Here is a 26,772-nt window from a genome sequence, read left to right as displayed (position 1 = left end):
CATGGCCTATAGCGATAAAGTAATTGATCACTATGAGCACCCCCGCAATGTCGGCCGCCTGGATGACAAGGCGGACAATGTGGGTACCGGTATGGTGGGCGCGCCCGCCTGCGGGGACGTGATGCGCTTGCAGATCCAGGTGAGTGATGAAGGCGTCATCGAGGACGCCAAATTCAAGACTTATGGCTGCGGTTCCGCCATCGCTTCCAGTTCCCTGCTTACCGAATGGGTAAAGGGTAAAACCATTGATGAGGCGGAGCGGATCAAGAATACCGCCATCGCCGAAGAACTGGCCCTGCCGCCGGTGAAAATTCACTGCTCGGTACTGGCGGAGGATGCGATCAAAGCGGCCGTGCGCGATATCCGCGAAAAACGCGGAGGGGCAGCCGATGCGGGCGATGCAAAGGAATCCGCGGCGGGTTAAGTCTAGCGGGCCTGGTGCCCAACAGCAGTAAGGGTATTGTTTTGGCTATTACCATGACCGAGTCCGCTCGGGCTCATATCCAGAGCCAACTGGCCAAGCGAGGCAGGGGCATCGGTATCCGGGTGGGTGTAAAAACTGCCGGGTGCTCCGGTCTCGCGTACGTATTGGAATTTGTCGACTCCGCGCAATCTGAAGATGTGGTGTTTGATCAGGATGGCACCATGCTGGTGGTGGACCCCAAAAGTTTGGTCTACCTCGATGGTACCCAGATGGATTTCGTGAAGGAAGGGCTGAACGAGGGCTTTACCTTTTCCAACCCCAATGTCAAAAACGCATGCGGCTGCGGCGAGAGTTTCCATGTCTGATTGGTGCCCGCCGAAGCGAGGCCGGGTGCATCGTGCACACCGGCCTTTTTATTTACCCCGCAAACACAGCCCGAGGGATCGTAGCCGCCTGATGTTAACGCCCGGTGCCAGGTAATCTGAGATGACAGCCAATCTCACCCATTTCGAGATATTCGGGCTGGAGCCTGTCTTTGCACTCGATCGCAGCGCTCTCACGGCGCGCTATCGCGAATTACAGCGGGAATTCCATCCGGACAAATACGCGTCCAAATCCGAGCGCGAACAGCTGCTGGCCGTCCAGATGGCTGCGCAGATCAATGAAGCCCATGCGGTTTTGCAGGACCCGGTGCAGCGTGCGGCTTACCTGCTGGAATTGGCGGGTGTGGAAGTATCACCGGAGCAGACCACGGCTGATGTTCATTTTCTGATGCAGCAAATGCAACTGCGCGAAAGACTCGAGGCAGTGTGCGAGCAGCCGGACCCCACAACCGCCCTGGAGGCGCTTGCCGAGGAGGTCGGTGAGCTCTACCGGGAAGCGCAGGCGCGTTTTGCCGAGGTATTTACCGCGGGCAATCTGGTCGAAGCCAAAGATTCCCTGTGCAAACTGCAGTTCCTAGTGAAATTGCAGGCGCAGGTGGAAATGCGCGAAGCAGACCTGTTTGACGATGACTGAACAATACCGCTGGGAGCCCTGGGGTTCAGCACTGGCTGGGCCGCTGTAACGCCATCCTGAGGACAGAAGAGATAACTAATGGCACTACTGCAGATTTCCGAGCCGGGACAGAGCCCCGAACCTCATCAGCGCAAGCGTGCCGTGGGAATCGACCTAGGTACCACCAACTCGCTGGTAGCCACGGTGCGCGATGGCTCGGCAGAGGCCATCGCTGTTGAGGGTGACAGTGTGATACTGCCCTCGGCAGTGCATTACGGTAAAGACACTGTCACCGTTGGCGCCGTGGCGCGGGCCCGCGCTGCACAAGATCCCTACAATACCATTTTGTCGATCAAACGCCTGATGGGGCGTGGTGTTGAGGATATCCGCCGTCTCGGCGAGCAGCTGCCTTATCATTTTGCCGGCGGTGATGGCGGTATGCCCACTATCGAAACTGCTGCCGGTCCGGTGAACCCGGTACAGGTTTCCGCGCAAATTCTCAAGACATTGGCCCTGCGCGGCCGCGAGGCACTCTGTGGCAGAGAGGGTGGCGAGCTGGATGGCGCGGTCATTACCGTGCCTGCCTATTTCGATGACGCCCAGCGCCAGGCCACCAAGGACGCGGCCAAACTGGCCGGGCTCAAGGTATTGCGGCTGCTCAACGAGCCCACCGCCGCCGCTGTGGCCTACGGCCTCGACCAGGGCGAGGAGGGGGTGATCGCGGTCTACGATCTGGGCGGAGGCACCTTTGATATTTCCATCCTGCGCCTGTCCCGAGGTGTCTTTGAAGTGATGTCCACCGGCGGTGATACCGCCCTGGGCGGCGACGATTTTGATCGCTGCATTGCCACCTGGATCGCAGGGCAGGCAGGCCTGGGCGCCGACCTGGATGCCGCCGCCCAGCGCGGGCTGCTGGACATTGCCTGTCATGCCAAGGAGTCACTGGCCAATAGCACGCAGGTAGAACTGCACTACGGGAATTGGCGAGGTGTATTGGATCGGGTCATCCTGGCAGAGTTGCTGGACCCGCTGATCGACAAGACCCTTCGCGCCTGTAAGCGGGCCCTGCGGGATGCCGATATCGGTGTGGATGCCGTGCAGGAAGTGGTGCTGGTCGGTGGTTCAAGCCGTACCTTGCGGGTGCGTGAGCGCGTAGAACAGTACTTTGGTCGCCCCCCGCATGCAGCGCTTGATCCGGACCAGGTGGTTGCCATTGGTGCGGCACTGCAGGCGGATGTTCTGGTGGGCAATAAATCCAGTGAAGCGCTGTTGCTGCTGGATGTTATCCCCCTGTCTCTCGGTATTGAGACCATGGGTGGGCTCACTGAGAAGCTGATTGTGCGCAATACCACCATCCCTGTCTCCAAGGCCCAGGAGTTCACCACCTTCAAGGATGGCCAGACCGCCATGGCTATCCATGTGGTGCAGGGTGAGCGTGAGTTGGTCAGCCACTGTCGTTCGCTGGCGCGTTTCGAATTGCGGGGTATTCCCCCCATGGTCGCGGGCGCCGCCCATATACGGGTGACCTTTCAGGTGGATGCGGACGGCCTGCTGTCGGTCAATGCCGTGGAAAAAAGCAGCGGTGTCAGCGCGGATATTACTGTCAAGCCCTCCTACGGCCTGGAGGACAAGGTCATTGCGCGCATGCTGCAGGAGTCCTATACCCACGCCGCTGAGGATGTTGCTCAGCGCGCCCTGCGCGAGGCTCAGGTGGAAGCGGAGCGCACGCTGGAAAGCCTGCTGGCTGCCCTGCGTGAAAATGGGGCCCAACTGCTGGAAAAAAGCGAACTCAACCAGCTCGAAGGCGCCATGGAAGCATTGCGTCAGGCTCATAACAGTGCTGACGCGACAGAGATTCGCCGGTGTATGGAAACCCTGAATACCCTGTCGGAGCCTTTCGCTACGCGGCGTATGGACGCCTCGATCAGGCGCGCCATGCAGGGCCACAGGTTGGATGAATTTGATCAATAAGTCGCAGAGTGCAGCCAGCGCTACCCGCTGCTGCCAAGTCTACCCGGTTTTGCCGGATTGAGGCCTCAGAGAGTTATTACCCCATGCCGAAGATTGTTTTTTTACCGCACGCCGATATCTGCCCTGAGGGCAAGGTGGTGAAAGTGGCCAGCGGTGTCAGTGTTATCGATGCCGCGCTGGCCAATGGTATAGAGATTGAGCACGCCTGCGAGAAGGCCTGTGCCTGCACTACTTGCCATGTGATTGTACGGGAAGGCTTCGACTCCCTAGAGGAGCCCGATGAATTGGAGGAGGACCTGCTGGACAAGGCCTGGGGCTTGGAGCCGGAATCACGCCTGTCCTGCCAGGCGATTGTCGAGGAGGAAGACCTGGTGGTGGAGATTCCGAAATACACCATCAACCAGGTTTCGGAAAAGCACTGACTAGCTGGGATAGTGAGGCAGCAAATCTTATGAAGTGGACAGATATTCACGACATTGCCATTGAACTTAGCGACGCGCACAGTGAGGTTGATCCACTTGCGGTCAATTTTGTTGACCTGCGCCAGTGGGTTATGCAGCTCCCCGATTTTGACGACGATCCGAAACGCTGTGGAGAGAAGATTCTGGAGGCAATACAGGCTGCCTGGATCGAAGAGCGGGATTAGATTGCCAGCGGCGGTGTTGGTTTGGAGTATAAAAGTCGATCAATACCCCGTATAATCCGCCCGCCGTAAAATGCGGCGACAAGACATTGCGTACCCACCCGGTGGGTATAGAAGGAATACCAGGGAAGAGCAACTGTGCAGGTTGCTCTTTCTATATGTAAGTTCAGTTACGATAACAAAATTTGGAGATAACCATGGCCCAGGAGCGCACTCTTTCCATTATCAAACCGGACGCTGTAGCCAAGAATGCTATCGGTGAAATTGAGAGCCGTTTTGAGAAAGCCGGTCTGAGCATCGTTGCCATGAAAATGCTACAGCTGTCCCGCGAGCAAGCCGAAGGTTTTTATGCTGAGCACAAAGAGCGCCCGTTTTTCAGAGATCTGGTCGATTTCATGACTTCCGGCCCGGTGGTTGTTCAGGTTCTGGAAGGGGAAAATGCCATCCTCGCCAACCGCGAGCTGATGGGCGCTACCAACCCCAGGGAAGCCGCTGTCGGCACTATCCGCGCCGACTTTGCAGAGAGCATTGATGCCAATGCGGTGCATGGCTCGGATTCTGCAGAGTCTGCAATCCGTGAAGTAGACTATTTCTTCCGTGGAGACGAAATCTGCCCTCGCGCCTGATAGGCGCAAAGCAACCGCACCGGCTCGCACGGGCCGGCGCAGTGCGTATCCGAGGTGAATGCAATGACCCCAGCGCAAACCGAGAAAACCAACCTGCTCGGCCTCTCCGTCGAAAAACTGGCGGCATTCTTTGAGACGCTGGGTGAAAAGCGCTTCCGCGCCGTCCAGGTGGTGAAGTGGATTCACCAGAACGGTGTGAATGATTTTGCTGAGATGACCAATGTCAGCAAGAACCTGCGACGGAAGTTGACAGAAGTAGCCGAAATCCGTGCACCGGAAGTGCTGGGTCAGTGGGACTCCGCGGATGGCACACGCAAATGGCTGATAAGGGCTGGCAGTGGCAGTGCCATTGAGACCGTTTTTATTCCCGATGGTGACCGCGGTACCCTTTGTGTTTCTTCACAGGTGGGCTGCTCTCTGAATTGCAGTTTCTGTGCCACCGGCAAGCAGGGTTTTAACCGCGATTTGAGTGCGGCGGAAATCATCGGCCAGGTGTGGTTGGCCTGTCAGTCCTTCGGCCAGTTGCAACCGAAAGGACCGCGTAAGGTCACCAATGTCGTGATGATGGGTATGGGCGAGCCGTTGCTCAATTTCGACAATGTAGTCGATGCTATGAACCTGATGATGGAAGACAATGCCTACGGAATTTCCAAGCGCCGCGTGACCCTATCCACCTCCGGTGTGGTGCCGGCGCTGGATCGCTTGGCGGATGTCACCGATGTCAGTCTGGCGATTTCCCTGCACGCGCCTACCGATGCACTGCGAGATACCCTGGTACCGATCAATAAAAAGTACCCCATTGCCACCCTGCTGGATTCCGCCAAGCGCTATATCGAGCGCATGCCGGATACCCATCGTAAAATGACCATCGAATACACGTTGATACGCGAGGTCAACGATCGTCCCGAACACGCGCAACAGTTGGCTGAACTGCTGCGCGATATACCGGTTAAAATCAACCTGATTCCCTTCAATCCGTTTGAACTGTCCGGCTATCAACGTGTCAGTAACAATGCTTTGCGACGCTTTCAACAGATTTTGCTGGATAAAGGCTTTACTGTAACGGTGCGCACAACCCGCGGTGATGATATCGATGCGGCCTGTGGTCAGCTGGCCGGCAGTGTGAATGACCGCACCCGCCGCGCCGAGCGTTATCGGGATGCCGAGCGACCGGTACGCCTGCTGGGTTGACCGCCGGGGTGATCAGACTGGCTTTCCCGATCTGTTTGACTCGTACCCCTGAACAGGGTGTGCAGGGTGTAGAGCGTATCTTTCCGGGCATGTGCTGACCCGTGATTCCGCTGTATCGGGCCAACAGCACCCATACATGAATCTCATTGCTTTGCGCATAAAAATAGAATCTATACTGCCGGGCCTGTTGGTATCAAGTGGTATGCCTGAACCCCAAACCCCCGGTTTGGCGGTAGAGTATCCCACCCGCTGGAAAGAGTCATACAACTCCCCCCCCTCTTGAAGGTGTGGGCAGGGCCAATACAGGACGGAATTGCTATGGCATTGTGCCCCAAGCCCCGTGTCGCAGTCATCCGGTGATCCCGATTGCGGAGTTCACTATGGAACTCAAAGGGTACAGGGCTGCAATTGATAGGGCTTTGCGGCAGTATAGTGAGGAAACGGGTTGGCATGGGGACCCATCTAGGCTGGCCGGAGGCCAAAACAGCGCGCCGGTATGAAGGCAGGCGCAGGGTCTTGGACCATAGACTGACGAAGCGGGGCAGGGTGTGCGGCCAGTGTTGAACGTGTCGGTATCTTCGGCCCTGCGGTGCAGGTGCTCAATCGGCACCTGCCGAACTGGTCAGTCGGAAAAATGAAGAATAAATCCATAGGTGATGTTGTGTTCGCTAACCCCCTTGGCCTGCCTTTGGCTGGGCTGTTTTTGGCCGCGCTGATAAGTGGCTGTGTCACAACCGGGCTGCCGGAGCCCCGGGAAGTCAACCTTGAGAGGGCGCTGGAGACGCATGTTCAGCTGGGGTTGCGCTATTTACGCAGTGGAAAGAACCGCGAATTGGCCCGGCACCACTTCAACAAGGCATTGGATTTGGGGGACAAAAACCCCCTGGCCCATCACGGCCTGGCCCTACTGTATCAGGCGGATGGCGAATTGACGGTGGCCGAGTCCCACTTTAAAAAAGCCCTGCGCTATAGCGAGAACTTTCCCATGGCGCGCACCAATTACGGGGTGTTTCTATATCAACAGGCGCGTTACAAGGAGGCCCTGAAGCAGTTTCGCTACGCCGCAAGCGATCTGAGCTATAACCGCCGGTTCTTCGCTCTGGTGAATTACGGTCGCACTGCGCGTCGTTTGGGGATGGTTGAAGAGGCCGAGAGTGCCTATGGGCGAGCGCTGGCTTTGAATGCCGACATGCCCGGGGCACTACTGGAAATGGCGGAGCTGAGGTTTGAAGCTGGTGATTACGCTTCCGCCAAGCGGTACCTGGATCGGTATAGCGAGAGCAACCGCCAGATACCCCAGTCCCTCTGGCTGGGCATCCGCATTGAGAAGCAGTTTGGCAACCGGGACAAGGAGCGCAGTTACGCGCTTGCCTTGAAGAATCTGTATCCGTACTCTGCGGAGACACTGAAATATCAGGAGTTGAGTGGTAATGACGGATAGCAGTTCCCCGCACTGCGACAGCGGCGACGCCACGCCCAGTGCACAAAAGCCCCCCATCTCCCCCGGTAATCTGCTGCGCACGGCGCGCGAGGCCGCCGGTCTGTCCCGTAGGGAACTTTCCCAGCGCCTGTGTATTATCGATAACGCGTTGGAGTATTTAGAGGAAGACCTTTATCAGCACCAACCGGAAATGGTCTATGCGCGGGGCTATATTCGCAATATCTGCCGGGAGCTGAGCACCCCCTCTGAACCGGTGCTGGCGGCCTATGAAGCCTGCCGCCCACAACCGGAAGCGCGCACCGAGTTCCGGCACCTGGAGAGGACCCATGCCCTGCGCCCGGCGCGCAGGCGTACGCAGGGGTTGTTGGGACTGTTGCCCCTGCTGGCTGCAGGGGGTATTTTTTGGTGGTTGTACGGTGGCCCGGTGTCGATTCCGCAAGTGCGGATAATGGCATCGCTGACGGAAGGAGAGGGGGTCCCCTCGCCATCCGGGGAAGTTGCTCAAACAGAAGCTCTGGAACAGGCCGTGGATGCGGCGCCTCAGTCCGGTCCTACCCAAGACGGGATCGATCACGGGAACACCGCTGCGGTTTCCGAGTCCCCGACCCCGCAAACCGATCTTCTCCAGGCTGGGGAATCAGCGCCGGCCCCGTCCGAATTAACGGCGCTGGACAGGTCACTGCAGGGGGCCCTGCGTCTCCGTTTCGATGAGGATGCCTGGATTGAAGTCAAGGATGCCGGCGGTGTTGTACTGCTGGCGGGTGTTCAGGAGGCCGGCACTACCAAGTTTCTTGACGGCCGCGCGCCGTTCGAGTTGATGCTCGGCAATGCGCGCGCAACCCACGTTGTCTACCGGGAGAGAACCGTCGATAGCGACCCGGTCGGCAACCGCCGCACACGCCGTCTTATCGTCGGCAATTGAGGTGGTCGCTCCGATACGACAGGGGCCTCTGTAGGTTTGCGCCCAATCTCTCTATAATTCTTCCTCAATTTTCAGCAGCAATACCCTTGGGTCAGCGCTATGCAATTCGAGTCTTCCATTGTCCGCCGCAAGTCGCGCCAGATCATGGTGGGTAATGTGCCCGTCGGTGGTGATGCCCCGGTCTCGGTGCAGAGTATGACTAACACCGAAACCTGTGATGTGGCGGCCACTGTGGCGCAGATACAGCGCCTGGAGCGGGCCGGTGCTGATATCGTACGGGTGTCGGTGCCCAGTATGGACGCCGCTGAAGCCTTCGGAGCCATCAGGAGGCGGGTCAATGTGCCGTTGGTCGCGGATATCCATTTCGACTACCGCATCGCCCTGCGGGTGGCCGACCTGGGTGTGGACTGCCTGCGCATCAACCCCGGCAATATTGGTCGCGAAAAACGCATCCGCGCGGTGGTGGACAAGGCACGCGACCTGAATATCCCCATTCGTATCGGTGTCAATGCGGGCTCTCTGGAAAAAGACCTGCAAAAAAAATACCGCGAACCCACGCCCGATGCGCTAGTGGAATCCGCCCTGCGCCACGTTGAGATCCTGGACAGCTTGGATTTCCAGCATTTCAAGGTGAGTGTCAAGGCTTCGGATATCTTTATGGCCACGGCTGCCTACCGCAAACTGGCGCGGCAAATTGAACAGCCGCTGCACCTGGGGATCACTGAAGCCGGCGGTCTGCGTGCGGGCACGGTGAAATCCGCCATCGGTCTCGGTGCCCTGCTGCTCGACGGTATCGGCGATACCCTGCGGGTATCTCTGGCTGCAGACCCGGTGGAAGAGGTCAAGGTGGGCTGGGACCTGCTCAAAAGCCTGCGCCTGCGCACCAGGGGCATTAACTTTATCGCCTGTCCCAGTTGCTCACGCCAGAATTTCGATGTGGTGAAAACCATGAACGAGCTGGAGACGCGTTTAGAGGATGTCACCACTGCGCTGGATGTGGCGGTGATCGGCTGTATTGTCAATGGACCCGGCGAAGCCAAGGAGGCGGACATCGGTCTCACCGGCGGCACCCCGAGTCACGCGATTTACGTCGACGGGCAGCCGGATCGAAAATTCAAGAGTGAAACCCTGGTGGATGATCTGGAGTGCCTGATCCGCGACAAAGCTGCAGTCAAGGCCGAGCGCGAGGCGGATATTATCGCCAGGTCGCAAGAGTCCCTGGCGACTGCGAAATACTGACAATTATTCGAGATCACAGTAAGGAACGGTATTGAAACAGCTTCGCGCAATACGCGGAATGAACGACCTGCTGCCGGAGCAGTCTCCGGCCTGGCAGTATGTGGAGGCTACACTCAGCGAACTCTTTGCTTGCTACGGCTACCGGGAAATCCGCACCCCTTACCTGGAGGCCACACAATTGTTCAGCCGCGCCGTGGGTGAGGCCACGGATATTGTCGAGAAGGAAATGTATACCTTCGATGACAAGAGTGGCGACAGCGTAACCCTGCGCCCGGAGGGCACCGCGGGCACCGTGCGCGCGGCTATTCAGCACAACCTGCTGACCCAGCCCCAGCGCCTGTGGTACTTCGGCCCCATGTTCCGCTACGAGCGCCCGCAAAAGGGCCGCCTGCGCCAGTTTCACCAGTTCGGTGTCGAGGTGTTTGGCCTCGAAGGGCCGGATATCGATGCGGAAATCTTGATCATGACCGCGCGGTTGTGGCGCCAGTTGGGTATCAGCGAGCATATCACCCTGCAGCTGAACTCCCTGGGAAATGCCGCCAGCCGTGTCGCCTACCGCAATGCGTTGGTGGGATACCTGAGCGAGCACCGCGCGCAGCTCGACGAGGACAGCCAGCGTCGCCTGGAGCGCAACCCGCTGCGAATTCTTGACAGTAAGAGTGCCCAAACCCAGGAACTGTTGACAAACGCACCCTGTCTACTGGATTTCCTCGACGAGGAATCCACCGTGCACTTGACCCGGCTGCGTGAACTGCTGGATGCTGCACAGGTGAGATATGAGATCAACTCGGCCCTGGTGCGTGGCCTCGACTATTACGGCAAGACCGTGTTCGAATGGGTAACTGGCAGTCTCGGCGCTCAGGGTACCGTCTGCGCCGGCGGTCGCTACGATGGCCTGGTAGAGCAGATGGGCGGCAAACCTACGCCAGCGGTTGGCTTTGGCCTCGGTGTTGAGCGCCTGGTGCTGATGCTGGAAGCCCTGGGGGCGTTGCCGAAAACCCTGGCTCAGCAAGTGGACGCCTACCTGGTGGCAGTGGGTGATGTACAATCGGCCGCCCTGGCTGCGGCAGAGAAACTGCGCGATGAGTTGCCCTGGCTGCGCCTGCAGGCCCATTGTGGTGGCGGCAGCTTTAAGAGCCAGATGAAGAAGGCCGATAAAAGTAGTGCCAATTTCGCACTTATTATTGGCGAGGATGAGGCTGCAAATGGTCAGATCACAGTGAAATTCCTGCGCTCCGACCGGCCGCAACAAACCCTTGCGCCTGGGGCCCTGGCGGCCCTGCTACGGGGCTGAAGTAAGCAAAAGAGCGGCGGTAGCTCCCGCCCGGAAAGTGAAAAACAACGGGAAAGGCAAATTACTCAATGGCTGAGCATCTTACCGAACAAGAACAAATCGAAACACTGAAACGCTGGTGGGCGGAGAACGGCAGGGGCATTGTAACCGGTGTGGCCCTGGCTCTGGCCGGTTACTTTGGCTACCAGTGGTGGCAGGGAGATCAGCGCGCCAAAGCGGAAGCGGCCTCAGATCTGTACCAGAGTTTTGTGGAAGCCGTTTCCGCCAACAATAACCAGCCGGATAACAAACAGCTGACGACTGCAAAGACACTAGCCGATCAATTGAGGAACGATTTTGCCAGTCGCATTTACGCCAGCCAGGCCTCTCTGCGCCTGGCGGCGATTGCTGCCGACAGCAACGATCTGGAAGCTGCGCAGCAACAGTTGCAATGGGTGCTCGACAACACCGATGAAACGGCATTGCAGTTGCTGGCCAAGCGCCGTCTCGCCGCGGTTGTGGCTGCGCGGGGCAACCCGGATGAGGCCCTGAAACTGGTCGCGGGTACAGTGCCCCCGGCCTTTGCCGCACTCTACGCCGAAACCCGCGGCGACATCCTGAAGCAGCAGGGCGATGATGTTGGCGCCCGTGCCGCTTACGAACAGGCGTTGGCCGAACTGTTACCGGAGCAGGCTGGCAGCGCCCAGCTCCTGCGCCTCAAGGCCGATAGCCTTGCGGCCGCCAGCGGGGATGGCGTGCCGCAAGAGGCGTCAAGTGAGCCAACATCAGGGGGAGAGGATTGATGGGATTTTTGAAACACACTGCGCGACGTACAGTGATTGTCGCCCTGGCAATCACTCTGAGCGCCTGCGCCTCCAACGATGAGAAGGAAGAGGTCGAGCCGCTCGAGTTGGTGGAAATTACCTCCACTGCGGCGCTGCGCGAAGTCTGGTCTGCGGATGTGGGCAGCATTGATGCGAAGCGCTACGCCATGCTGCAGCCGAGTCTGTCCGATGACAGGTTGGTGGCTGCCAGCAGCGATGGCGAAGTCACCGCATTCGAACGCAACACCGGCAGAACACTTTGGGAAACCGATCTGGATGTAGAGTTAAGCGGTGGTGTGGGCGCCGGCCTCGGTATCGCGGTGGTGTCGGACTATCGCGGTCGCGCTGTGGCCCTGGATTTGAACAGCGGCAGCAAGCTGTGGAATTACCAGGTATCCGGCGAGGTTGTGTCCGCACCGGCTGTGGGCTCGGGCGTGGTGGTGCTGCAAACCGTGGACGGCAAACTGGTTGGGTTGGATGCTGGCAGTGGAGAAGAACTCTGGAGTTACAATACCAGTCTGCCGGTATTGACCCTGCGCGGTACGGCGGCGCCTGTAATCAGTGGCGGTATGGTAATCGCCGGGCTCGACAACGGCAAACTGATTGCGCTGGATGCTCGCGATGGCATTCCCCGCTGGGAGCAACGCGTTGCCATCCCGCAGGGTTCCGCGGAACTGGAGCGGGTTGTGGATATTGACGGGTCTCCGGTGGTGCGCGGTGATCTGGTCTTCGCGGCCAGTTACCAAGGGCGTGTTGTGGCCCTGTCCCGAGAGGACGGCCGTGGCCTCTGGGCCCGCGGTGCTTCCACCCACCACGCAGTGGCAGTGGGCGGTGGCCACGTGTATCTCAGTGGTGCCTCCGGCAGTGTCTACGCCTACAATGTGGGCAATGGCCAGATCGACTGGAACAACGACGAGCTGTTGCGCCGCGAGCTGAGTGGCCCGGTGTATTTTGAGGATGTTGTAGTTGTTGGAGACCTGGAGGGCTACCTGCACCTGCTGGATCCCGATACCGGCCGGTTTATCGGTCGGGAGCGGGTGGATGGTGATCCGATACGTATTCCCATGTTGGTAGACAGCGAATTGCTGTTTGTCCTGTCGGACGACGGCAAGCTGGTTGCCCTGCGTTTCTCGCGGAGTTAGTTCCTTGCCAAATGGTGGTGGCCAAGAGCGGTTCGTCATTAAAGCCGGTGTTTGAAGAAGCGACTTGCCGGCAGTGTGTATTGATATCGCCCGCCCTGTGCGGGCGATTGTATTTATTGGGCCAAAGCCAGAATCTGTATGTTGCCAGTAATCGCCCTGGTCGGGCGCCCCAATGTGGGCAAGTCCACACTGTTTAACCGCCTAACAGGGCGTCGCGACGCCCTGGTGGCCAACCACGCAGGCCTTACCCGTGACCGCAAATACGGCGAAGCGGAAATCGATGGACACAAGCTGCTTGTTGTCGATACCGGTGGTATTAGCGGAGGGGAAGCGGGAATTGATGCCGTGATGGCGCAACAGTCCATGCAGGCCATTGAGGAGGCGGATATTGTGCTTTTCCTGGTAGATAGCCACGCAGGCCTCACACCGGCGGACGCAATGATTGCAGATCAGCTGCGCATCCGCTTCAAGCCCACCTATCTGGTCGCCAACAAGGTCGATGGAGTCAATCCGGATATTGCCCTGGCGCCTTTTTACGAGTTGGGCATTGGGGATGTTTTTCCCACCACAGCGACCCAGGGGCGCGGTGTGCGCACCCTGATGCAGCGCGTGCTGGAAGACCTGCCTGAGCCACTTGAAATCGGTCAGGCTGAAGGGGCCACGGGTATCAAGATCGCCATCGTCGGGCGTCCCAATGTGGGTAAATCCACTTTGGTGAACCGCCTTTTGGGCGAGGATCGTGTGGTGGTCTACGACCAGCCGGGTACCACCCGTGACAGTGTCTATATCAACTATGAACGCAATGAGAACCCCTATACCCTGATTGATACTGCCGGCGTTCGTCGCCGCAAGAATATCAAGGAATCGGTGGAAAAGTTTTCCATCGTCAAAACCCTGCAAGCCGTGGAAGACGCCAATGTGGTGGTACTGGTGATCGATGCCCGCGAGGGGCTGGTGGATCAGGATATGCATCTGATGGGGACTGTGATCCAGGCCGGTCGAGCCCTGGTGGTGGCCCTGAACAAATGGGACGGGTTGGAGACAGACCATCGCGATTATGTGAAGACGGAACTGGAGCGCCGCCTACGCTTTGTGGAATTTGCCGATGTACACTTTATTTCGGCGCTGCACGGTACCGGTGTGGGGCATCTGTATGAATCCATTGAGGCCGCCTACCAGAGTGCAACGGACAAACTGTCCACCAATCAGCTTACGCGGATATTGCGCTGGGCGGTAAGCGAGCACCAGCCCCCGCTGGTCAATGGCCATCGTATCAAACTGCGCTATGCCCATGCCGGTGGGCAGAACCCTCCGGTGATCGTGGTCCACGGCAATCAGACGGAGCAGGTGCCTGCCCATTATGTGCGCTATCTGGAAAAGACTTTCCGCAAGTCCCTGAGGCTGCAAGGGACGCCGGTAAAGGTTGAATTCCGTACTGGTGACAACCCCTATGCCGGCAAAAAAAATAAACTGACCGACAGACAGAAGGCCAAGAAGCGCCGCTTGATGAACTTTGTGAAAAAGAAAAAATAAACCGGTACGGTTAATGCCGTTGCGGGTAACAGCATGGGTGCAGTACGCAACTGGGAATGCGACCGTTCTTGACTAAAGGATTCCGGCAATACTGCCCGGTATGGGTACATTACCGGTTACTATCGTTGCAATGGATCCCGCGTGAGGCGGGTACCAGGGAAGACACCACAAGGAGAAGGCGATGCTGGAACTCACTAACCCCGCGCTACTGCGCACCCAGTCCTATATCAACGGACAGTGGATCAATGCGGATTCCGGTGCAACTTTCGAGGTCACCGACCCGGCTACCGGCAAGGTAGTGGCTGCTGTCTCCGACCTGGGTGCGGATGAGACTCGCCGTGCGATCGAGGCTGCGGCCGCCGCCTGGCCCGCCTGGCGGGATACACCGGTCAAAGAGCGGGCAAAAACCCTGCGCCGCTGGTACGACCTGGTGATTGCCAACACGGATGACCTGGCCAGGATTCTTACCGCAGAACAGGGCAAGCCGCTATCCGAAGCAAAAACGGAAATTGTCTACAGCGCCAGTTATATCGAGTGGTTTTCCGAAGAGTCCAAGCGTGCCTACGGGGATGTAATAGCCCCGCCTGCCCGTGACCGCCGTATTGTGGTAATCAAACAGCCGGTAGGGGTCACCTGCTCTATAACGCCGTGGAATTTCCCCTGTGCCATGATTGCCCGCAAGATGGCACCGGCCCTGGCCGCCGGTTGTCCCTTTATCGCCAAGCCCGCCCAGGAGACACCGCTTTCCGCTCTGGCGCTGGCGGTACTGGCGGAGGAAGCAGGCATTCCCGCGGGCATCTTCAATATTGTGGCGGGTGAAAATGCCCCCGCCATCGGCGCCGAGATGACCTCGAATCCGCTGGTGCGCAAATTCACCTTTACCGGTTCTACTGCGGTGGGCAAGCTGTTGCAGGCCCAATGTGCGCAAACCATGAAGAAAACCTCAATGGAACTGGGGGGGAATGCGCCATTCATTGTCTTCGACGATGCGCAGTTGGACGAGGCGGTGAAGGGAGCAATCATCTGCAAGTACCGCAATGCTGGCCAAACCTGTGTGTGCGCGAACCGGATTTTGGTGCAAGAGGGTGTTTACGAGGCATTTGCCAGTCAATTTACAGCAGCCGTAAAGAATCTTACATTGGGTAACGGCTTTGACGGGCATACCGATCTCGGCCCAATGATTACTGCCAAGGCGGTCAACAAAGTGGAGTCACTGGTGGAGGATGCGCTGCAAAAGGGGGCTCAGGCACTGGTCGCCGGTGGCCCCAGCAGTCTGGGTGACTGCTTTTATGCCCCGGTGGTGCTCGGTGATGTCACCGATCAGATGAATCTGTTCACGGAAGAAATTTTTGGGCCTGTCGCCCCTCTGTACAAGTTCTCCACCGAAGAGGAAGCGGTGCGTATGGCGAATGATTCGAAGTTTGGTCTCGCTTCTTACTTCTACTCCCGCGATATTGGCCGTATCTCTCGTGTTGCCGAGGGGCTGGAATATGGCATGGTGGGCATCAACGAAGGGATTATCTCCAATGAGATGGCCCCATTTGGCGGAGTGAAGGAGTCCGGTCAGGGGCGCGAGGGTTCCAAATACGGGATTGGCGATTATTTGGAAATCAAGTATCTCTGTCTCGGTGGCATCGATAAATGAGCGCCATAAGGGGGTTAAAATAGCCGCCCTGAAATCTATGCTTTGGACTGTCTATGATTGTTGAGCACATTGCGCGGGTGCATTCCTGTTTCGGTGAAAAGTTTGGTGTTCCCCGGCAGCCCCGGCTCGCCAGTGCCAGCCGAGCAAGTATTGAACTGCTGCCGCCGGTCAATGTGGCGGAGGCGGTGGCGGGGCTGGAGGCAAACAGCCATATCTGGGTGGTTTTCCAGTTCCACTGCGGGGCCGGGCGCTGGTCCCCCAAAGTGCGCCCGCCACGTCTCGGCGGCAACAGGAAACTCGGGGTACTGGCCACCCGATCACCCTTTCGCCCCAACCATATCGGCCTTTCGGTAGTACGCCTGATGGAAGTGCGCACTGTTCCGAAAGTGGAATTGATCATCGCCGGTGTCGATTTGGTAGATGGTACGCCTGTGGTGGATATCAAGCCCTATATCCCCTATGCCGATGCCGTGGTTGAGGCTCGGAGCACTTTTGCAGATTCAGCACCGGCACTGACACCGGTTACTATTCCCGAACATATCCTGGCCCAGGCGCGGGCTTACCGCGATGACTGGGGAACCGATCTTTCGCGTTTGATCGCGCAGGTACTGGCACAGGATCCAAGACCGGCGTACCAACAATCGGAGCCAGGGCGGCTCTATGGAATGAAACTGTGCAATTTCAATTTGTGCTGGCACTATACCGAGCAGGGGATAGAGGTGGTATCCCTGACTGAATTGTGACTGCCCGCTTCGGTTATGAGTGGCAGGTGTGTCCAATGGTCAGTGGTGTGAAGCTAGTGCATCCGGCAGCTACTGAGGTGAGCCCCGGTCAGTTTGATGGCCGGATGCATCATAACTGCCGGGCTAATTGTTGGGGAGGGTTCCTGTCCCCTGTTGTCCTATCTTGCGGTGCAGCCCGGCCCCATGGCTAGAGGCCCAGCACCTCCTTACCCTGGATAAAGGTCACATCGACAGGAATATCCGCTTTCGCAAGGCGATCCAGGTCGGCCTGCAGCTCTGGGCCAATCACGCCCTGCTCGGCCAGCAGGCTCTTGGCCTGCGCGTAATCGCCATCCCCCTGAATGGTGAGGATCAGACGGGACAGGTTGGTCATGGCCTGCTGCATCCGCTCGAAGTCCACACTGTATTGCCCGGTGGTGGCATCACGGGTAAAAGCACCCTGGTCTCTGAAGAAATTAAAACGCACCATATTGGCTTTGCCGTGGGCACTAGCGGCACCAAAGCGTACACTGCGGAAGATTCCGGCGAGGAAAGTGACATAATTGTCCATCAACTCGCCATCCTCAATCTCTCCCTTCTCGTGCAATCGCGTGACCATATAGAGCCCGAGAATATCTGCCTTGCCCTCTTCCAGGGCAGAGGAGGTCTCTTTCAGTGCCTGACGAACATTCTCACCACTGTTCAGGGTCTTTTTGATCCCGAGCCCATGGGCCACTTCATGGAACATGGTGTTGGCAAAGAAAGCGGGGAAGGTGATGTGCTTGCGCTGATCCGGAGCAATCAGCACATCGCTGATGGGCACCAGGATCTTATCGAATTTGGCACGCATGGCATTTTTTAACTGCAGCCGGCGAGTGCCCTTCGCCAGTTGTACTTCTTCATCATTGGGCAGGTTGATGGCGATGGTTTTGGAACCGGCATTGCTGTGGCCTGCATAGAACAGTACGTCGTAAGCGTTCAGGTCGGAGTCCGTACCCGGTTTTTCGGACTTGTACTGCGCTTCAACCGGCAAACCCCTCTGCAGTTCGGGTAACAGTGCGGCGAACTTGGCCAGTTTCGCGCTCCACGCCTTGTCCTTCAACAGCACATAGGATTCGTAGGCGGTGCGGTAGGCAAACAGCTGGTCCTCGTAGTTTTCGATAGGGCCAATCACCACGTCGATCTCATTCTCTTTCATATCCATCCAGGCCATATCACTGGGCCGGAAATTGTCGGTCAGGAGTGCCTCTGCGCGCAGATTCAGGTAGTGAGCAAATGCCTTGTTCTCGGCCAGTGTTGCGGCCTGGCGCAGAATGTTCGCGGCCTTCTTCAGTTCCGCATTATAGGCATCGCGGTAGGGTATCAACGTCAGTTTGCCAGCGTCATCGCGACGCACCAGGGAGTAGAGACCGTCTTTTCCGGGTTGGTTCCAGTCTTCAAATTCGTCGCGGGTCATATCCGCCGGATAGAAATTGGCGCCTAATGGTTTGGGCCCGTAGCCGGCGATAAACGGTTTGTTGTCGTTGAGACGGTCCCAGGGGCCATAGTTTATCTGAGCAAATTTGCGCGCGCGGCCGTCTTCGATATCCGGCAGCAGCACCTCCGCCGGGCCGTAGGATTGCAGCCAGAACAAGCGATCCATCACCTGGCTGGCATCGATCAGCAGGCTGATCATATCGCGCTGTTTGTCCGACAGGCCGCTCAGGTTTGCAGTAAGTTCTACCGGAACATAAATATCGAAACGCTGGTCTGCATTCTCCACGGTCTGGCCACTGGGGGGCGTCACAGTTTCGGACTCAACGATCTGCGCTTCAGCTTCGTCGCTGGTGATTTTCTCAGCCTGCTTATCCTTGGAACAGCCACCGACCAGTGCCAGCGTCAATAGTGCGGCAGCTATCCTGGTGGATGAAAAGGGAATGGTCATAATTGCTCTGCCTATCATTATCTGGTGTATCGGCGCCACATTAGTCGCGCTGTATAAAATTATCAACCGTCAGGACAGTGGGGCATCTGCGGCTTTTGTCTCGGTGCCACGCTCTTGTTGTTGAATACGCCAAAGCGCCGCGTAGTGTCCTTCCAAAGCCAGCAACTGGCGGTGTGAGCCCTGCTCCACTATGCGGCCCTGTTCCATCACCAGGATCTTATCTGCATCCACAATGGTTGACAGGCGGTGCGCGATGACCAGCGTTGTCTGCTCCCGGGCGATCTCCTGTAGCGAGGCAACAATGCTGCGCTCCGAACGACTGTCCAGTGAAGAGGTTGCCTCGTCGAAAATCATAATTGGTGGCTTTTTCAGCAGTGCGCGGGCAATGGCCACCCGCTGCTTTTCTCCACCGGAGAGTTTCAGGCCCCGCTCTCCCACCAGGGTATCCGCCCCCTGGGGCAGTTGCTGAACAAACTCCGACAGGTGTGCGTGGCGAATTGCCTCCATGACCGCTTCATCATCGGCATCAACCCGCCCATAGCGCACGTTTTCCTTGATCGACTGGTTAAATAACACCGCCTCCTGCGGTACAACACCGATGATGCGGCGCAGGGATTCCAGGGTGACCTGGCGAATATCCTGACCGTCAATGCGAATACTGCCGACACTGGCTTCGTAGAAGCGAAACAGCAACTTCGACAGGGTGGACTTGCCAGCACCGCTTGCGCCAACAATCGCGACCTTCTGACGGGGCAGGGCCGAGAAACTGATACCCTTGAGAATCCTGCGGTTATCCCTGTAGCCAAACTGGACATCCTCGAAGTCAATACGGCCTCCATTCACCTGCAGAGTCCGGGCATTGGAGATGTCCGCTACGACCGGTTTCACCGCAAGCAGAGAGAACATTTTTTCGATATTGGCCAGTGCGCCCTTCATTTCCCGATAAACAAAGCCTAGGAAATTCAACGGCATGAAAATCTGCATCATAAAGGCGTTGACCAGTACAAAATCGCCAATGCTCATTTGCCCTCTGGCCACGCCTGTTGCGGCAAGGACCATAGCGGTACACATGGCACCGGCGATAATCAGTGCCTGGCCGCTGTTCAGTCCGAACAGCGACAGGCGGTTGCTGCGTCGCGCCTGTTCCCAAACTGCCAAATCGCGGTCGTAGTGACCGGACTCGTGCGGCTCATTGGCGAAATATTTGACGGTCTCATAGTTCAGCAGGCTGTCCACCGCCCGGTTACTGGCCTGGGACTCTGCCTGGTTCAATGCCCGCACAAAGCGCGTACGCCATTCCGTGGCCACCACCGAGAAGCCGATATAGGCTATGACTGCCGCCAGAACCACAAGGGCGAATACGCCGCTGTAGTTCCACCACAGGAGTCCCGCCACCAGGGTGATTTCCACCAGGGTGGGTACGATGTTGAATACCATAAAGCGCATCAGGAAACCGATGCCGCTGTTGCCACGCTCAATGTCTCGGGACAGGCCACCGGTGCGTCGGTTCAGGTGGAAATCCAGATCCAGTGTGTGCAAGTGCTGGAAGACCTCCAACCCCACTCTGCGCTGTGCGCGCTCCGTTACGCGGCCAAAGATGGTATCGCGCAGTTCGCCGAACAGGGTATTGGAGAAGCGTACGACACCATAGGCTAAGAGCAGTCCCAGTGGCAGTGCAACAGCCTGGGCAGTGTCGCCGGCACTATCCAGGTCATCCACGATATGTTTGAGGATAAATGGCAGGGTCACCCCAGCGAGCTTGGCGCCGATGAGGCATAGAACTGCCAAAACAACCGCCCGACGGAATTCCAGCAGGTATGGCAAGAGGGTTTTCAATGCACCCCAGTGTACTTCATCCAGTGTGGCGGTGGATTTGTGTCTGGGCATAGGAACTACCAGAAAGCAAAAAGTACCCATTATAAATAGACGGTTGCTTGTTTTACCCGCAAATAGTATCCGACAGCTTCCCACAGGGAGTGGTGCTTTTGTCCCGGCACTTTTTGCGGCATCAGGGGAATCGCCACTATCAAGCTGGAGATGTCAGATAGGCTGATGACGATACTGCCGATAGCCGCTGTCGACCGGAGCGATGGTTTGTATCTGCCGGGAGATGCTCACTGGCTTGCCGGGTAAGCCGGGGAAGGGGAAATACACAACGTGCAGGCGTTGCCGGTTATGTGCGGATCCGGTTCCTGTGGGACAAGTGACTGCGCGTGGTTGCTGCCGTGCATTCGAGGCACCGGTCAAAAGGAAATAGGCAGCTTGTCTCTCCGGGATATCTCGCAGTCCCGCATATTTGACGTGTATTTATTCCTTCAAGATGAGGGACAACATCTTCCATTTTGCTTTGGCGTCTATCATTAACGCCACAAACGGTCAGGTTGTGGGGTGTCTGATCACAATACATACAATAATGAGCGAGGAAAGCGATGAACCCGGAAGAGCGATACGAGAGGATAAAAGGTCTGCAGCCTTTGGAGCTTCTCTATAAAAGGGAAGCTGAAGAGGCTGACAAGGTTTTCCTGCGCCAGATGTACCAGCGTCAGTGGCGGGACTACACCTGGGGCGAAGTGATGGCTAGAGCCAGGGGGGTAGCGGGTTTCCTGCGCAGCCAATTTGAGCCCGGAGATCGTATTGCCCTTCATGCCAAAAACTGTGCCGACTGGGTGATCGTAGATGTGGGCATCATGCTGGCTGAAATGATCAGTGTCCCCCTGTACCCTGGGCAGTCCGCCTCTTCCATGTCCTATGTGTTGCAGCACTCGGAATCAAAACTGCTGTTCTGTGGGGCTACGGATAACCGCGATGCTCTGCTGGAAGTGGTGGATTCCATCCCCACAGTGGCTATACATCGCTGTGAGATTCACTGCGACCAGGAGCTGGACACGGTAATCAGCACTAATGCGCCTTACGATGAAAGCCCGGTATTTGATGAAGATAACATTTTCACCATTATGTATACCTCCGGGACTACAGGTCACCCGAAGGGTGTGATGCACGCCTGGTCATCGGTGGTTTTTGTCGCGCCGAATATGGTCAGGGGGTATGGTTACAGCGAGTCGGACCGTTTTTTTTCCTATCTCCCTTTGGCCCATGCCGCGGAGCGAATCCTGATAGAATTTCACAGTTTGTACTCGGGAACACCGGTGTACTTTCCCGAATCCCTGGAAACCTTTCTTGAAGATCTGCGACGCACCCGCCCCACGATGTTTTTTTCGGTCCCCAGGTTGTGGGGTAGATTTAAACAACAGGTTGACCAAAAAATTCCGCCGACTGTACAAAATATCATACTGTATATACCCGGCCTAAGCACCTGGCTTGGGAACCGGGTACGCAGCAGTTTGGGATTGGATCAGGCACGGTTGCTGGTGACGGGGGCATCGCCAATCTCGATCGAGTTATTGCGCTGGTATCACCGTATGGGGATGAAGGTGGCAGATGGCTACGGTATGACGGAAAACTTTATCTATGGCTGTATTGCGCACAGGGATGAGGATCCTGTGCCGGGCACTGTAGGGAAACCACAGCTCAACTGTGAGTTAAAAATTTCCGCCCAGGGTGAAATACTGTTTAAAAGTGACTCTTTAATGAAGGGATATTATCGGGAGCCCGAGAAAACTGCGGAAGTGATTCGCGAAGGTTATTACCATACCGGGGACTCCGGTTATATTGATGAGGATGGTCTGGTGCATATTACCGGGCGCATTTCCGAATCCTTTAAAACCAGCAAAGGGAAATTTATCCAGCCCAGTCTTCTGGAGGAAGCCTTCAGCAATGAACCGCTACTTGCACAGTGCTGTGTGCTCGGGCATGGAATGGATCAACCGGTGCTTCTGGCAACGGTATCTGAGTTGGCGGAAACCCTTTCAAAAGAAGAAATACGAGCCAGATTGATGAAGTTGCTTGACGCTGTGAATCAGCGCTTGTCGCACCATGAACGAATTAAACTGATTCTCATTGGCAAGGAGGAGTGGACAGCGGTAAATGGATTGCTTACCCCAACGATGAAGACCAAGCGCAAGGAGCTCGAAGCGCGTTACCAGCCATTGCTTAAGGCGTTTGCAAACAGCGAGGGAATTATTTGGGAGCCGCCGGATAGTGCCAGCCAGCAAGAGGGGAGCGCCGCTGTGGAAGCTGTTGTCATCGATCCTGTAATCAAATAAGTCTTCCGTGACCTATTTGATCATCGGGTGCGTTGTGAGCTGGCGGGTTAGTGGGTGTAGTTGAGACAGTTATTTGAGTTTCCGCTGCGTCCAACCTGGATACTGTCTGCAGAGCATTCAAAATCATCGTTGAATTTGCAGTTCTCCATTTTGCAGGCGCCGACACCGGCAGTGCGGGCGCTGTTGGTGTGCTTTGAATTGGCCAGGAAAGTATCGCAATCGGGATCTATACCATTGCCGATTGTGATGGCTCTGGCATGGCAGCCGTCATTGGCATTGTAGGCGCACTGAGTAACGGCACACCGGCTGACCTCGGGCATATCTGTCGCAATAATCATGGTTATCATCTCTTGGCTAGTCAGTTGGAGACTAGTCTAGCCAGGATACAAGTCAACGAAAAACAGTAGTATTTGTATGGAATTAAGCCGCCAAGTTCTCTCTAAGAATAGTGCGTTTGACTATTAATGATGAAAATACTGTCAGTAGTACACACCGGAATACACTTTATCTGTCCCCTTGCCATATTTTACGGCCACCTGGTATCCCAAACGCTGGTCTTCGACAATGTACGCCGGCAGTTTTATACAGCGACGGGATGGATAATCTGTATGGAACTACCCACTCGGGGTATTTCAACGGTGAACGCGTGCTGTGGTTTGGATGGGCAAAATCTGGGTCCGAATATAAAGATACCTACACTCTGGAAAATTGCCCTGAGAAATACCCATTGACGAAGTGATATTGGGCAAGTGGTCAGTTTTTTGGAGTGTGTGGTGGAAGTGCGTGTCCCAAGAGCCTGTTCGGTCTAATGTTATATGTGGCAATTCACGGGCATCACCGTATGCACCTTTTGAAGAGAAGTCTGTGAAAATTGCTTCGGGAGATGACAAGATGGGCTCAAAGGGCTGAATAGAACCAGAGGGGAGCAGTTGCCGCCCCTCCGATCCTGCAGGTTTTAGTTACTCTTGTGGGTGACCTAGCCCTTCGTGAACCGCATTGAGAATGTCTCCATTATCCGCATCAATTTCCCAGGAAAAGGTACCGGCAAGCCCACGCTGGCGAACATATTCCGCCTTGGTTTTAGCGGATTTACCATTCTCATAGGTGATCAGTTCACCCGTGCTGGGCTTCCATACGTAGGGCGCCTTCGCAGTGTCGTCGTAACCTGCGCTCCAGCCATTGACCCCTGAGCTATTGGGATCCCCTCCCAGCATTTCCTGCACTATGCGGAAATAGTCCACAACACCAGCCTCCCAGTGACCATTGTTCATTGTCAGTGAGATGGGGCCACCTCCTTTTCCGGAGAAGGGGTCTTGGGAAGTCATGTTGGAAACCCCTTTCCAGCCCCGACCATACATGGCGACGCCCACCGCCAGCTTGTGGGCGGGAACACCTGCAGTGAGCAGGTTGGTGACTGTTTCATCACCGCTGAACCCCTCATGAATAGCGCTGGCTGTGGGGTAAAGCCCGGCATGGTGACCAAGATCTTCGCTCCATGCGCCATAGTAGTCGTAGCTCATGGCAAAGATGTAATCCATGTAGGGGCTGGCCTGAGCGTAATCAACCTGGCTGATTTTGGCGGGGGAAACGCCTACAGCACTGGTTAGCTGATACTGGCGACCGGTTTCAGATTCAAGAGTATCCAGGGCTGTGCGCAGATCTTGCATCAGGGTGACATAGGTCTCGCCATCCGACTCTTTGCCAAGATCGGCGTTGGCGCCACCACCGCCTGGATATTCCCAGTCAATATCAACACCATCAAAGAAAGTATACGTATTTAGAAACTCAACCATGGAATCAACAAACACTTTACGGTTGGCGGCATTGTCGAGGTAATAGAATGGGTCAGAGAGCGTCCAGCCGCCCACGGAAGGTACGATCACCAAATCCGGGTTAGCCAGTTTTATACGGCGCAGCTGGTTAAACACGCCTTTATAGTCCTGGGCATCATCGTCTCCGGGATAGAGTTTATCCAGTGCCGCGTATTGATCGTGCACTGTGACTTCAAAATCCTGTTTTCCCTGACAGGATTGCAGCAAGACACTATACCCACTGGGGTTGGCTTCCTGTAGGCTTTGGTTTGGCCCACAAATGGGGATAAAGCCGTAGAGCAGGTGGGTCAGATTGGAGGCAGGTATCTGGGCTGGCTGATAATTTCTTCCATAAATGCCCCACTCGACAAAGTAAGCACCTACCACAGAATTCGTTGTATTGCTATAAGGTTTATGCTTGCGCAAACCCGGCGAAGAATAATCCGTTGGCAGCGGTGTTTCGCTACTACCCACCACGCCGCCTCCAGCATCACCAACAGAGATGGTTTTGATATCACTGGCGGTGGACCCTGCTGCATTGGTCAACAACACTTGAAGATCGTAGCTGCCTTTCGCAAAGTTCACAGTGCAACTTCCGTGCTGCGCATTGTTTCCATTCACTGTCAGGGTGTTGTTACACACTTCTGAGCCATTAGACTCCAGTGTCCAACTGGACCCATTCACACCCCACCACATATTCCATGAGACCGTTATATCTCCCGCCGACTGATTGGTATCCATCAAGGCGATTACAGGTTTGGCGGGAGTCTCTACAAATTCAGGGTCCGGAATAGGTTGGGGGTCCGGTGGGGTCCCATTTTCTGACACCACATATATTGTCTTCTCGGCACTTGCCGAGGAGCCTGCTGCATTGCTGAGTATGACCTGTAACTGGTGGGTACCAGCAGAAGCGGAAATGGTACAATTGGCCATTTGGGCATTGTTACCACTGGGGGTTAAGTCCCCTGCACAAACCTGGCTGTTGTTCGATGTTAAAACCCAAGAGGTGCCATTTTCACCCCACCACATATTCGAGTTCACTGGAATGGCAGTGCCCTCCGTATATTCTGTGGGCATCCAGACGATAACTGGAGCGCCCGGTGCTGACCAGACATTGACAGAGCATATGGATACGATGAAAGCCGCTAAAAGTGGATGGCGATTTTTCTTTTGCATGTGAACTGTACCTTTACTTTACCGTTTATTTTGTAGATAGGCTTGCCCGGTACTGCTTCAGCTACCAGGTGGCGTTAACGGCAAGCCATTGTAAAACCAGTGGTCAAACAGTCAATTTGATACTCGCTTTGAATCATAGCAACGGTCTAAATAATGTATAGGAAGCATTCTGTAAACTTGTTCTCATGGAACCAGAAACACAGAAAATGGCGTGAAAAATCGGGTAGCGGTTTGAAATCAACAGCCTGTAGCCAGACAAGCCTGTGCATCCTCCCGGCCTGATTTCCCAATCGTTCATGGGAGGCATGCGGTTGATAAATTGAGTGCGTAAAAATCCCGCTTGAGTAGCGTTTATTTTTCCTCACCGGGGGAGTGACCGTGCGCACTGATCTTCCAGATCATGAGTAACAGCTCCTTGCGCTCGCCGGGCAGTGTGATCCTTCCCTCGGCTCTGAATCCGATTTTTTTCAAAAGTCTCACCGAGGGTGTGTTGCTGGGCAGAATGATGGCGGCAATACGCTCCAGCCCGAGCCATTTTTGTGCGTACTGCATGACCCCTTGAGCGGCCTCCAGGGCATACCCCATGCCGCGATACTGGGGTAGGAAAGCGAAGCCGAGATCCACATCACTCAGGCCTACGCGCTTGATCAGCCCGCAGATGCCGATGGCAGTACCTTCTTTTAGCGCCACCTTATAGAGGCCGACATTGTGTTGACGGTACATGGTGACAGGGCCATCGCGGATATAGGTACGCGCTTGCTCCAGATTGCGTACACCGCGATCACCGATATTTTGCAAAAAATCCGTATCGTTGAGCAGATTGAGAATGAAGCTTGCGTCATCATCACAAAGCTCCAGCAATATCAGATTTGGCGTTTGAATTTGAAACATGCTCTGCCTGTACAGTTGCGTTGGCTGGGCGCTTATTTTGCCAGGGCGACAAGCCCCTGGCGAGCGCTCGGTGTAGGCCTCGTATTGAAACTTGATATGTCTGGGCAGGAAATCACACAAGCACTCAGGGCAAGCGACTTCGCAGCTTGTCCTGGGTACCGGCAGTCAGCCTCCTAACCCCATCAAATAGACCCTGTTCTGGAGGGAGTAGCTAG

Annotated in this window: 23 protein-coding genes; 18 read left to right on the top strand and 5 right to left on the bottom strand. The window is 56.2% G+C overall.

All coding sequences use genetic code 11. The annotated features are described in order from the left end of the window. Window position 1: 1 nt before the first annotated feature. The 17 genes from iscU to tsaA all read left to right on the top strand — a co-directional run bounded on the left by iscU (window position 2) and on the right by tsaA (window position 16,613). Window positions 2–424, top strand: a complete 423-nt coding sequence (iscU, locus tag Q5Y71_RS10070) for a Fe-S cluster assembly scaffold IscU (protein ID WP_301414504.1) — start codon at window positions 2–4, stop codon at window positions 422–424. Between the two features lie 41 nt (window positions 425–465). Beyond that, a complete protein-coding gene (iscA, locus tag Q5Y71_RS10065; protein ID WP_306042073.1) occupies window positions 466–789 on the top strand; it encodes an iron-sulfur cluster assembly protein IscA in 324 nt (107 codons plus the stop codon). Window positions 790–910: 121 nt separating this feature from the next. Next, complete coding sequence (gene hscB / locus Q5Y71_RS10060) at window positions 911–1,441, top strand: Fe-S protein assembly co-chaperone HscB (RefSeq protein WP_306042057.1); 531 nt, start codon at window positions 911–913, stop codon at window positions 1,439–1,441. 78 nt (window positions 1,442–1,519) lie between these two features. Next, a complete protein-coding gene (gene hscA, locus Q5Y71_RS10055; RefSeq protein ID WP_306042056.1) occupies window positions 1,520–3,391 on the top strand; it encodes a Fe-S protein assembly chaperone HscA in 1,872 nt (623 codons plus the stop codon). Window positions 3,392–3,474: 83 nt separating this feature from the next. After that, window positions 3,475–3,813 carry an ISC system 2Fe-2S type ferredoxin gene (fdx, locus tag Q5Y71_RS10050; RefSeq protein WP_306042055.1) on the top strand — a complete coding sequence of 113 codons (339 nt, stop codon included), beginning with the start codon at window positions 3,475–3,477 and terminating at the stop codon, window positions 3,811–3,813. A gap of 29 nt (window positions 3,814–3,842) precedes the next feature. After that, a complete protein-coding gene (gene iscX, locus Q5Y71_RS10045; protein WP_301414499.1) occupies window positions 3,843–4,037 on the top strand; it encodes a Fe-S cluster assembly protein IscX in 195 nt (64 codons plus the stop codon). A gap of 194 nt (window positions 4,038–4,231) precedes the next feature. After that, entirely contained in the window at window positions 4,232–4,660 is a 429-nt protein-coding gene (gene ndk / locus Q5Y71_RS10040) for a nucleoside-diphosphate kinase (RefSeq protein ID WP_301414497.1), read from the top strand. A 63-nt stretch (window positions 4,661–4,723) separates the two neighbouring features. Continuing rightward, on the top strand, window positions 4,724–5,851 hold the full coding sequence (rlmN, locus tag Q5Y71_RS10035) for a 23S rRNA (adenine(2503)-C(2))-methyltransferase RlmN (protein ID WP_306042054.1): 1,128 nt from the start codon (window positions 4,724–4,726) through the stop codon (window positions 5,849–5,851). A 661-nt stretch (window positions 5,852–6,512) separates the two neighbouring features. Further along, a complete protein-coding gene (gene pilW / locus Q5Y71_RS10030) occupies window positions 6,513–7,292 on the top strand; it encodes a type IV pilus biogenesis/stability protein PilW (RefSeq protein WP_306042053.1) in 780 nt (259 codons plus the stop codon). Next, window positions 7,282–8,214, top strand: coding sequence for a RodZ domain-containing protein (locus Q5Y71_RS10025; protein WP_306042052.1), 933 nt, complete (start codon window positions 7,282–7,284; stop codon window positions 8,212–8,214). Before pilW ends, Q5Y71_RS10025 begins: the two co-directional genes overlap by 11 nt. Before the next feature lie 99 nt (window positions 8,215–8,313). Then, complete coding sequence (gene ispG, locus Q5Y71_RS10020; RefSeq protein ID WP_306042051.1) at window positions 8,314–9,453, top strand: flavodoxin-dependent (E)-4-hydroxy-3-methylbut-2-enyl-diphosphate synthase; 1,140 nt, start codon at window positions 8,314–8,316, stop codon at window positions 9,451–9,453. Between the two features lie 31 nt (window positions 9,454–9,484). Next, the gene (hisS, locus tag Q5Y71_RS10015) at window positions 9,485–10,747 is read left to right on the top strand and encodes a histidine--tRNA ligase (protein WP_306042050.1); all 1,263 of its coding nucleotides are present in this window, start codon (window positions 9,485–9,487) and stop codon (window positions 10,745–10,747) included. 68 nt (window positions 10,748–10,815) lie between these two features. After that, window positions 10,816–11,529, top strand: coding sequence for a tetratricopeptide repeat protein (locus Q5Y71_RS10010; protein WP_306042049.1), 714 nt, complete (start codon window positions 10,816–10,818; stop codon window positions 11,527–11,529). After that, entirely contained in the window at window positions 11,529–12,692 is a 1,164-nt protein-coding gene (bamB, locus tag Q5Y71_RS10005) for an outer membrane protein assembly factor BamB (protein ID WP_306042048.1), read from the top strand. The genes Q5Y71_RS10010 and bamB overlap by 1 nt, the downstream gene beginning before the upstream one ends. 138 nt (window positions 12,693–12,830) lie before the next feature. Continuing rightward, window positions 12,831–14,225, top strand: coding sequence for a ribosome biogenesis GTPase Der (gene der / locus Q5Y71_RS10000; protein ID WP_306042047.1), 1,395 nt, complete (start codon window positions 12,831–12,833; stop codon window positions 14,223–14,225). 181 nt (window positions 14,226–14,406) lie between these two features. Continuing rightward, window positions 14,407–15,870 (top strand): NAD-dependent succinate-semialdehyde dehydrogenase, encoded by a 1,464-nt coding sequence (locus Q5Y71_RS09995; RefSeq protein WP_306042046.1) that lies wholly within the window; start codon window positions 14,407–14,409, stop codon window positions 15,868–15,870. A 53-nt stretch (window positions 15,871–15,923) separates the two neighbouring features. Next, complete coding sequence (gene tsaA / locus Q5Y71_RS09990; protein ID WP_306042045.1) at window positions 15,924–16,613, top strand: tRNA (N6-threonylcarbamoyladenosine(37)-N6)-methyltransferase TrmO; 690 nt, start codon at window positions 15,924–15,926, stop codon at window positions 16,611–16,613. Between the two features lie 187 nt (window positions 16,614–16,800). Here tsaA and Q5Y71_RS09985 read toward each other — a convergent pair whose 3' ends face one another. Both Q5Y71_RS09985 and Q5Y71_RS09980 read right to left on the bottom strand, forming a co-directional pair. Beyond that, window positions 16,801–18,516 carry a Zn-dependent hydrolase gene (locus Q5Y71_RS09985; protein ID WP_306042044.1) on the bottom strand — a complete coding sequence of 572 codons (1,716 nt, stop codon included), beginning with the start codon at window positions 18,514–18,516 and terminating at the stop codon, window positions 16,801–16,803. A gap of 69 nt (window positions 18,517–18,585) precedes the next feature. After that, the gene (locus Q5Y71_RS09980) at window positions 18,586–20,403 is read right to left on the bottom strand and encodes an ABC transporter ATP-binding protein/permease (protein WP_306042043.1); all 1,818 of its coding nucleotides are present in this window, start codon (window positions 20,401–20,403) and stop codon (window positions 18,586–18,588) included. Window positions 20,404–20,945: 542 nt separating this feature from the next. On the opposite strand from Q5Y71_RS09980, the gene Q5Y71_RS09975 reads away from it, so the two are divergent. Further along, window positions 20,946–22,679 carry an AMP-binding protein gene (locus Q5Y71_RS09975; protein ID WP_306042042.1) on the top strand — a complete coding sequence of 578 codons (1,734 nt, stop codon included), beginning with the start codon at window positions 20,946–20,948 and terminating at the stop codon, window positions 22,677–22,679. A 47-nt stretch (window positions 22,680–22,726) separates the two neighbouring features. Here Q5Y71_RS09975 and Q5Y71_RS09970 read toward each other — a convergent pair whose 3' ends face one another. The 3 genes from Q5Y71_RS09970 to Q5Y71_RS09960 form a co-directional block, all read right to left on the bottom strand. Continuing rightward, the gene (locus Q5Y71_RS09970) at window positions 22,727–23,017 is read right to left on the bottom strand and encodes a DUF1540 domain-containing protein (protein ID WP_301414481.1); all 291 of its coding nucleotides are present in this window, start codon (window positions 23,015–23,017) and stop codon (window positions 22,727–22,729) included. Between the two features lie 621 nt (window positions 23,018–23,638). Next, on the bottom strand, window positions 23,639–25,567 hold the full coding sequence (locus tag Q5Y71_RS09965) for a glycosyl hydrolase family 18 protein (RefSeq protein WP_306042072.1): 1,929 nt from the start codon (window positions 25,565–25,567) through the stop codon (window positions 23,639–23,641). A gap of 450 nt (window positions 25,568–26,017) precedes the next feature. Beyond that, window positions 26,018–26,557 (bottom strand): GNAT family N-acetyltransferase, encoded by a 540-nt coding sequence (locus tag Q5Y71_RS09960; RefSeq protein ID WP_306042041.1) that lies wholly within the window; start codon window positions 26,555–26,557, stop codon window positions 26,018–26,020. Window positions 26,558–26,772: the final 215 nt, after the last annotated feature.

It is taken from the genome of Microbulbifer sp. 2205BS26-8 (assembly GCF_030731025.1).
Lineage (GTDB): Bacteria > Pseudomonadota > Gammaproteobacteria > Pseudomonadales > Cellvibrionaceae > Microbulbifer > Microbulbifer spongiae.
Note: the sequence above shows the minus strand (reverse complement) of the source record. Positions and strands in the feature narration are given on the sequence as shown.

Coding starts and splice junctions, on each gene's coding strand:
- bamB (WP_306042048.1), top strand. CDS start 11,529: ATGGGATTTTTGAAACACACTGCGCGACGTACAGTGATTGTCGCCCTG.
- iscU (WP_301414504.1), top strand. CDS start 2: ATGGCCTATAGCGATAAAGTAATTGATCACTATGAGCACCCCCGCAAT.
- Q5Y71_RS10010 (WP_306042049.1), top strand. CDS start 10,816: ATGGCTGAGCATCTTACCGAACAAGAACAAATCGAAACACTGAAACGC.
- Q5Y71_RS09965 (WP_306042072.1), bottom strand. CDS start 25,567: ATGCCCACAGAATATACGGAGGGCACTGCCATTCCAGTGAACTCGAAT.
- Q5Y71_RS09975 (WP_306042042.1), top strand. CDS start 20,946: ATGAACCCGGAAGAGCGATACGAGAGGATAAAAGGTCTGCAGCCTTTG.
- ispG (WP_306042051.1), top strand. CDS start 8,314: ATGCAATTCGAGTCTTCCATTGTCCGCCGCAAGTCGCGCCAGATCATG.
- hscA (WP_306042056.1), top strand. CDS start 1,520: ATGGCACTACTGCAGATTTCCGAGCCGGGACAGAGCCCCGAACCTCAT.
- Q5Y71_RS09970 (WP_301414481.1), bottom strand. CDS start 23,017: ATGATTATTGCGACAGATATGCCCGAGGTCAGCCGGTGTGCCGTTACT.
- ndk (WP_301414497.1), top strand. CDS start 4,232: ATGGCCCAGGAGCGCACTCTTTCCATTATCAAACCGGACGCTGTAGCC.
- Q5Y71_RS09960 (WP_306042041.1), bottom strand. CDS start 26,557: ATGTTTCAAATTCAAACGCCAAATCTGATATTGCTGGAGCTTTGTGAT.
- Q5Y71_RS09985 (WP_306042044.1), bottom strand. CDS start 18,516: ATGACCATTCCCTTTTCATCCACCAGGATAGCTGCCGCACTATTGACG.
- der (WP_306042047.1), top strand. CDS start 12,831: ATGTTGCCAGTAATCGCCCTGGTCGGGCGCCCCAATGTGGGCAAGTCC.
- hscB (WP_306042057.1), top strand. CDS start 911: ATGACAGCCAATCTCACCCATTTCGAGATATTCGGGCTGGAGCCTGTC.
- Q5Y71_RS10025 (WP_306042052.1), top strand. CDS start 7,282: ATGACGGATAGCAGTTCCCCGCACTGCGACAGCGGCGACGCCACGCCC.
- fdx (WP_306042055.1), top strand. CDS start 3,475: ATGCCGAAGATTGTTTTTTTACCGCACGCCGATATCTGCCCTGAGGGC.
- iscX (WP_301414499.1), top strand. CDS start 3,843: ATGAAGTGGACAGATATTCACGACATTGCCATTGAACTTAGCGACGCG.
- tsaA (WP_306042045.1), top strand. CDS start 15,924: ATGATTGTTGAGCACATTGCGCGGGTGCATTCCTGTTTCGGTGAAAAG.
- Q5Y71_RS09980 (WP_306042043.1), bottom strand. CDS start 20,403: ATGCCCAGACACAAATCCACCGCCACACTGGATGAAGTACACTGGGGT.
- rlmN (WP_306042054.1), top strand. CDS start 4,724: ATGACCCCAGCGCAAACCGAGAAAACCAACCTGCTCGGCCTCTCCGTC.
- Q5Y71_RS09995 (WP_306042046.1), top strand. CDS start 14,407: ATGCTGGAACTCACTAACCCCGCGCTACTGCGCACCCAGTCCTATATC.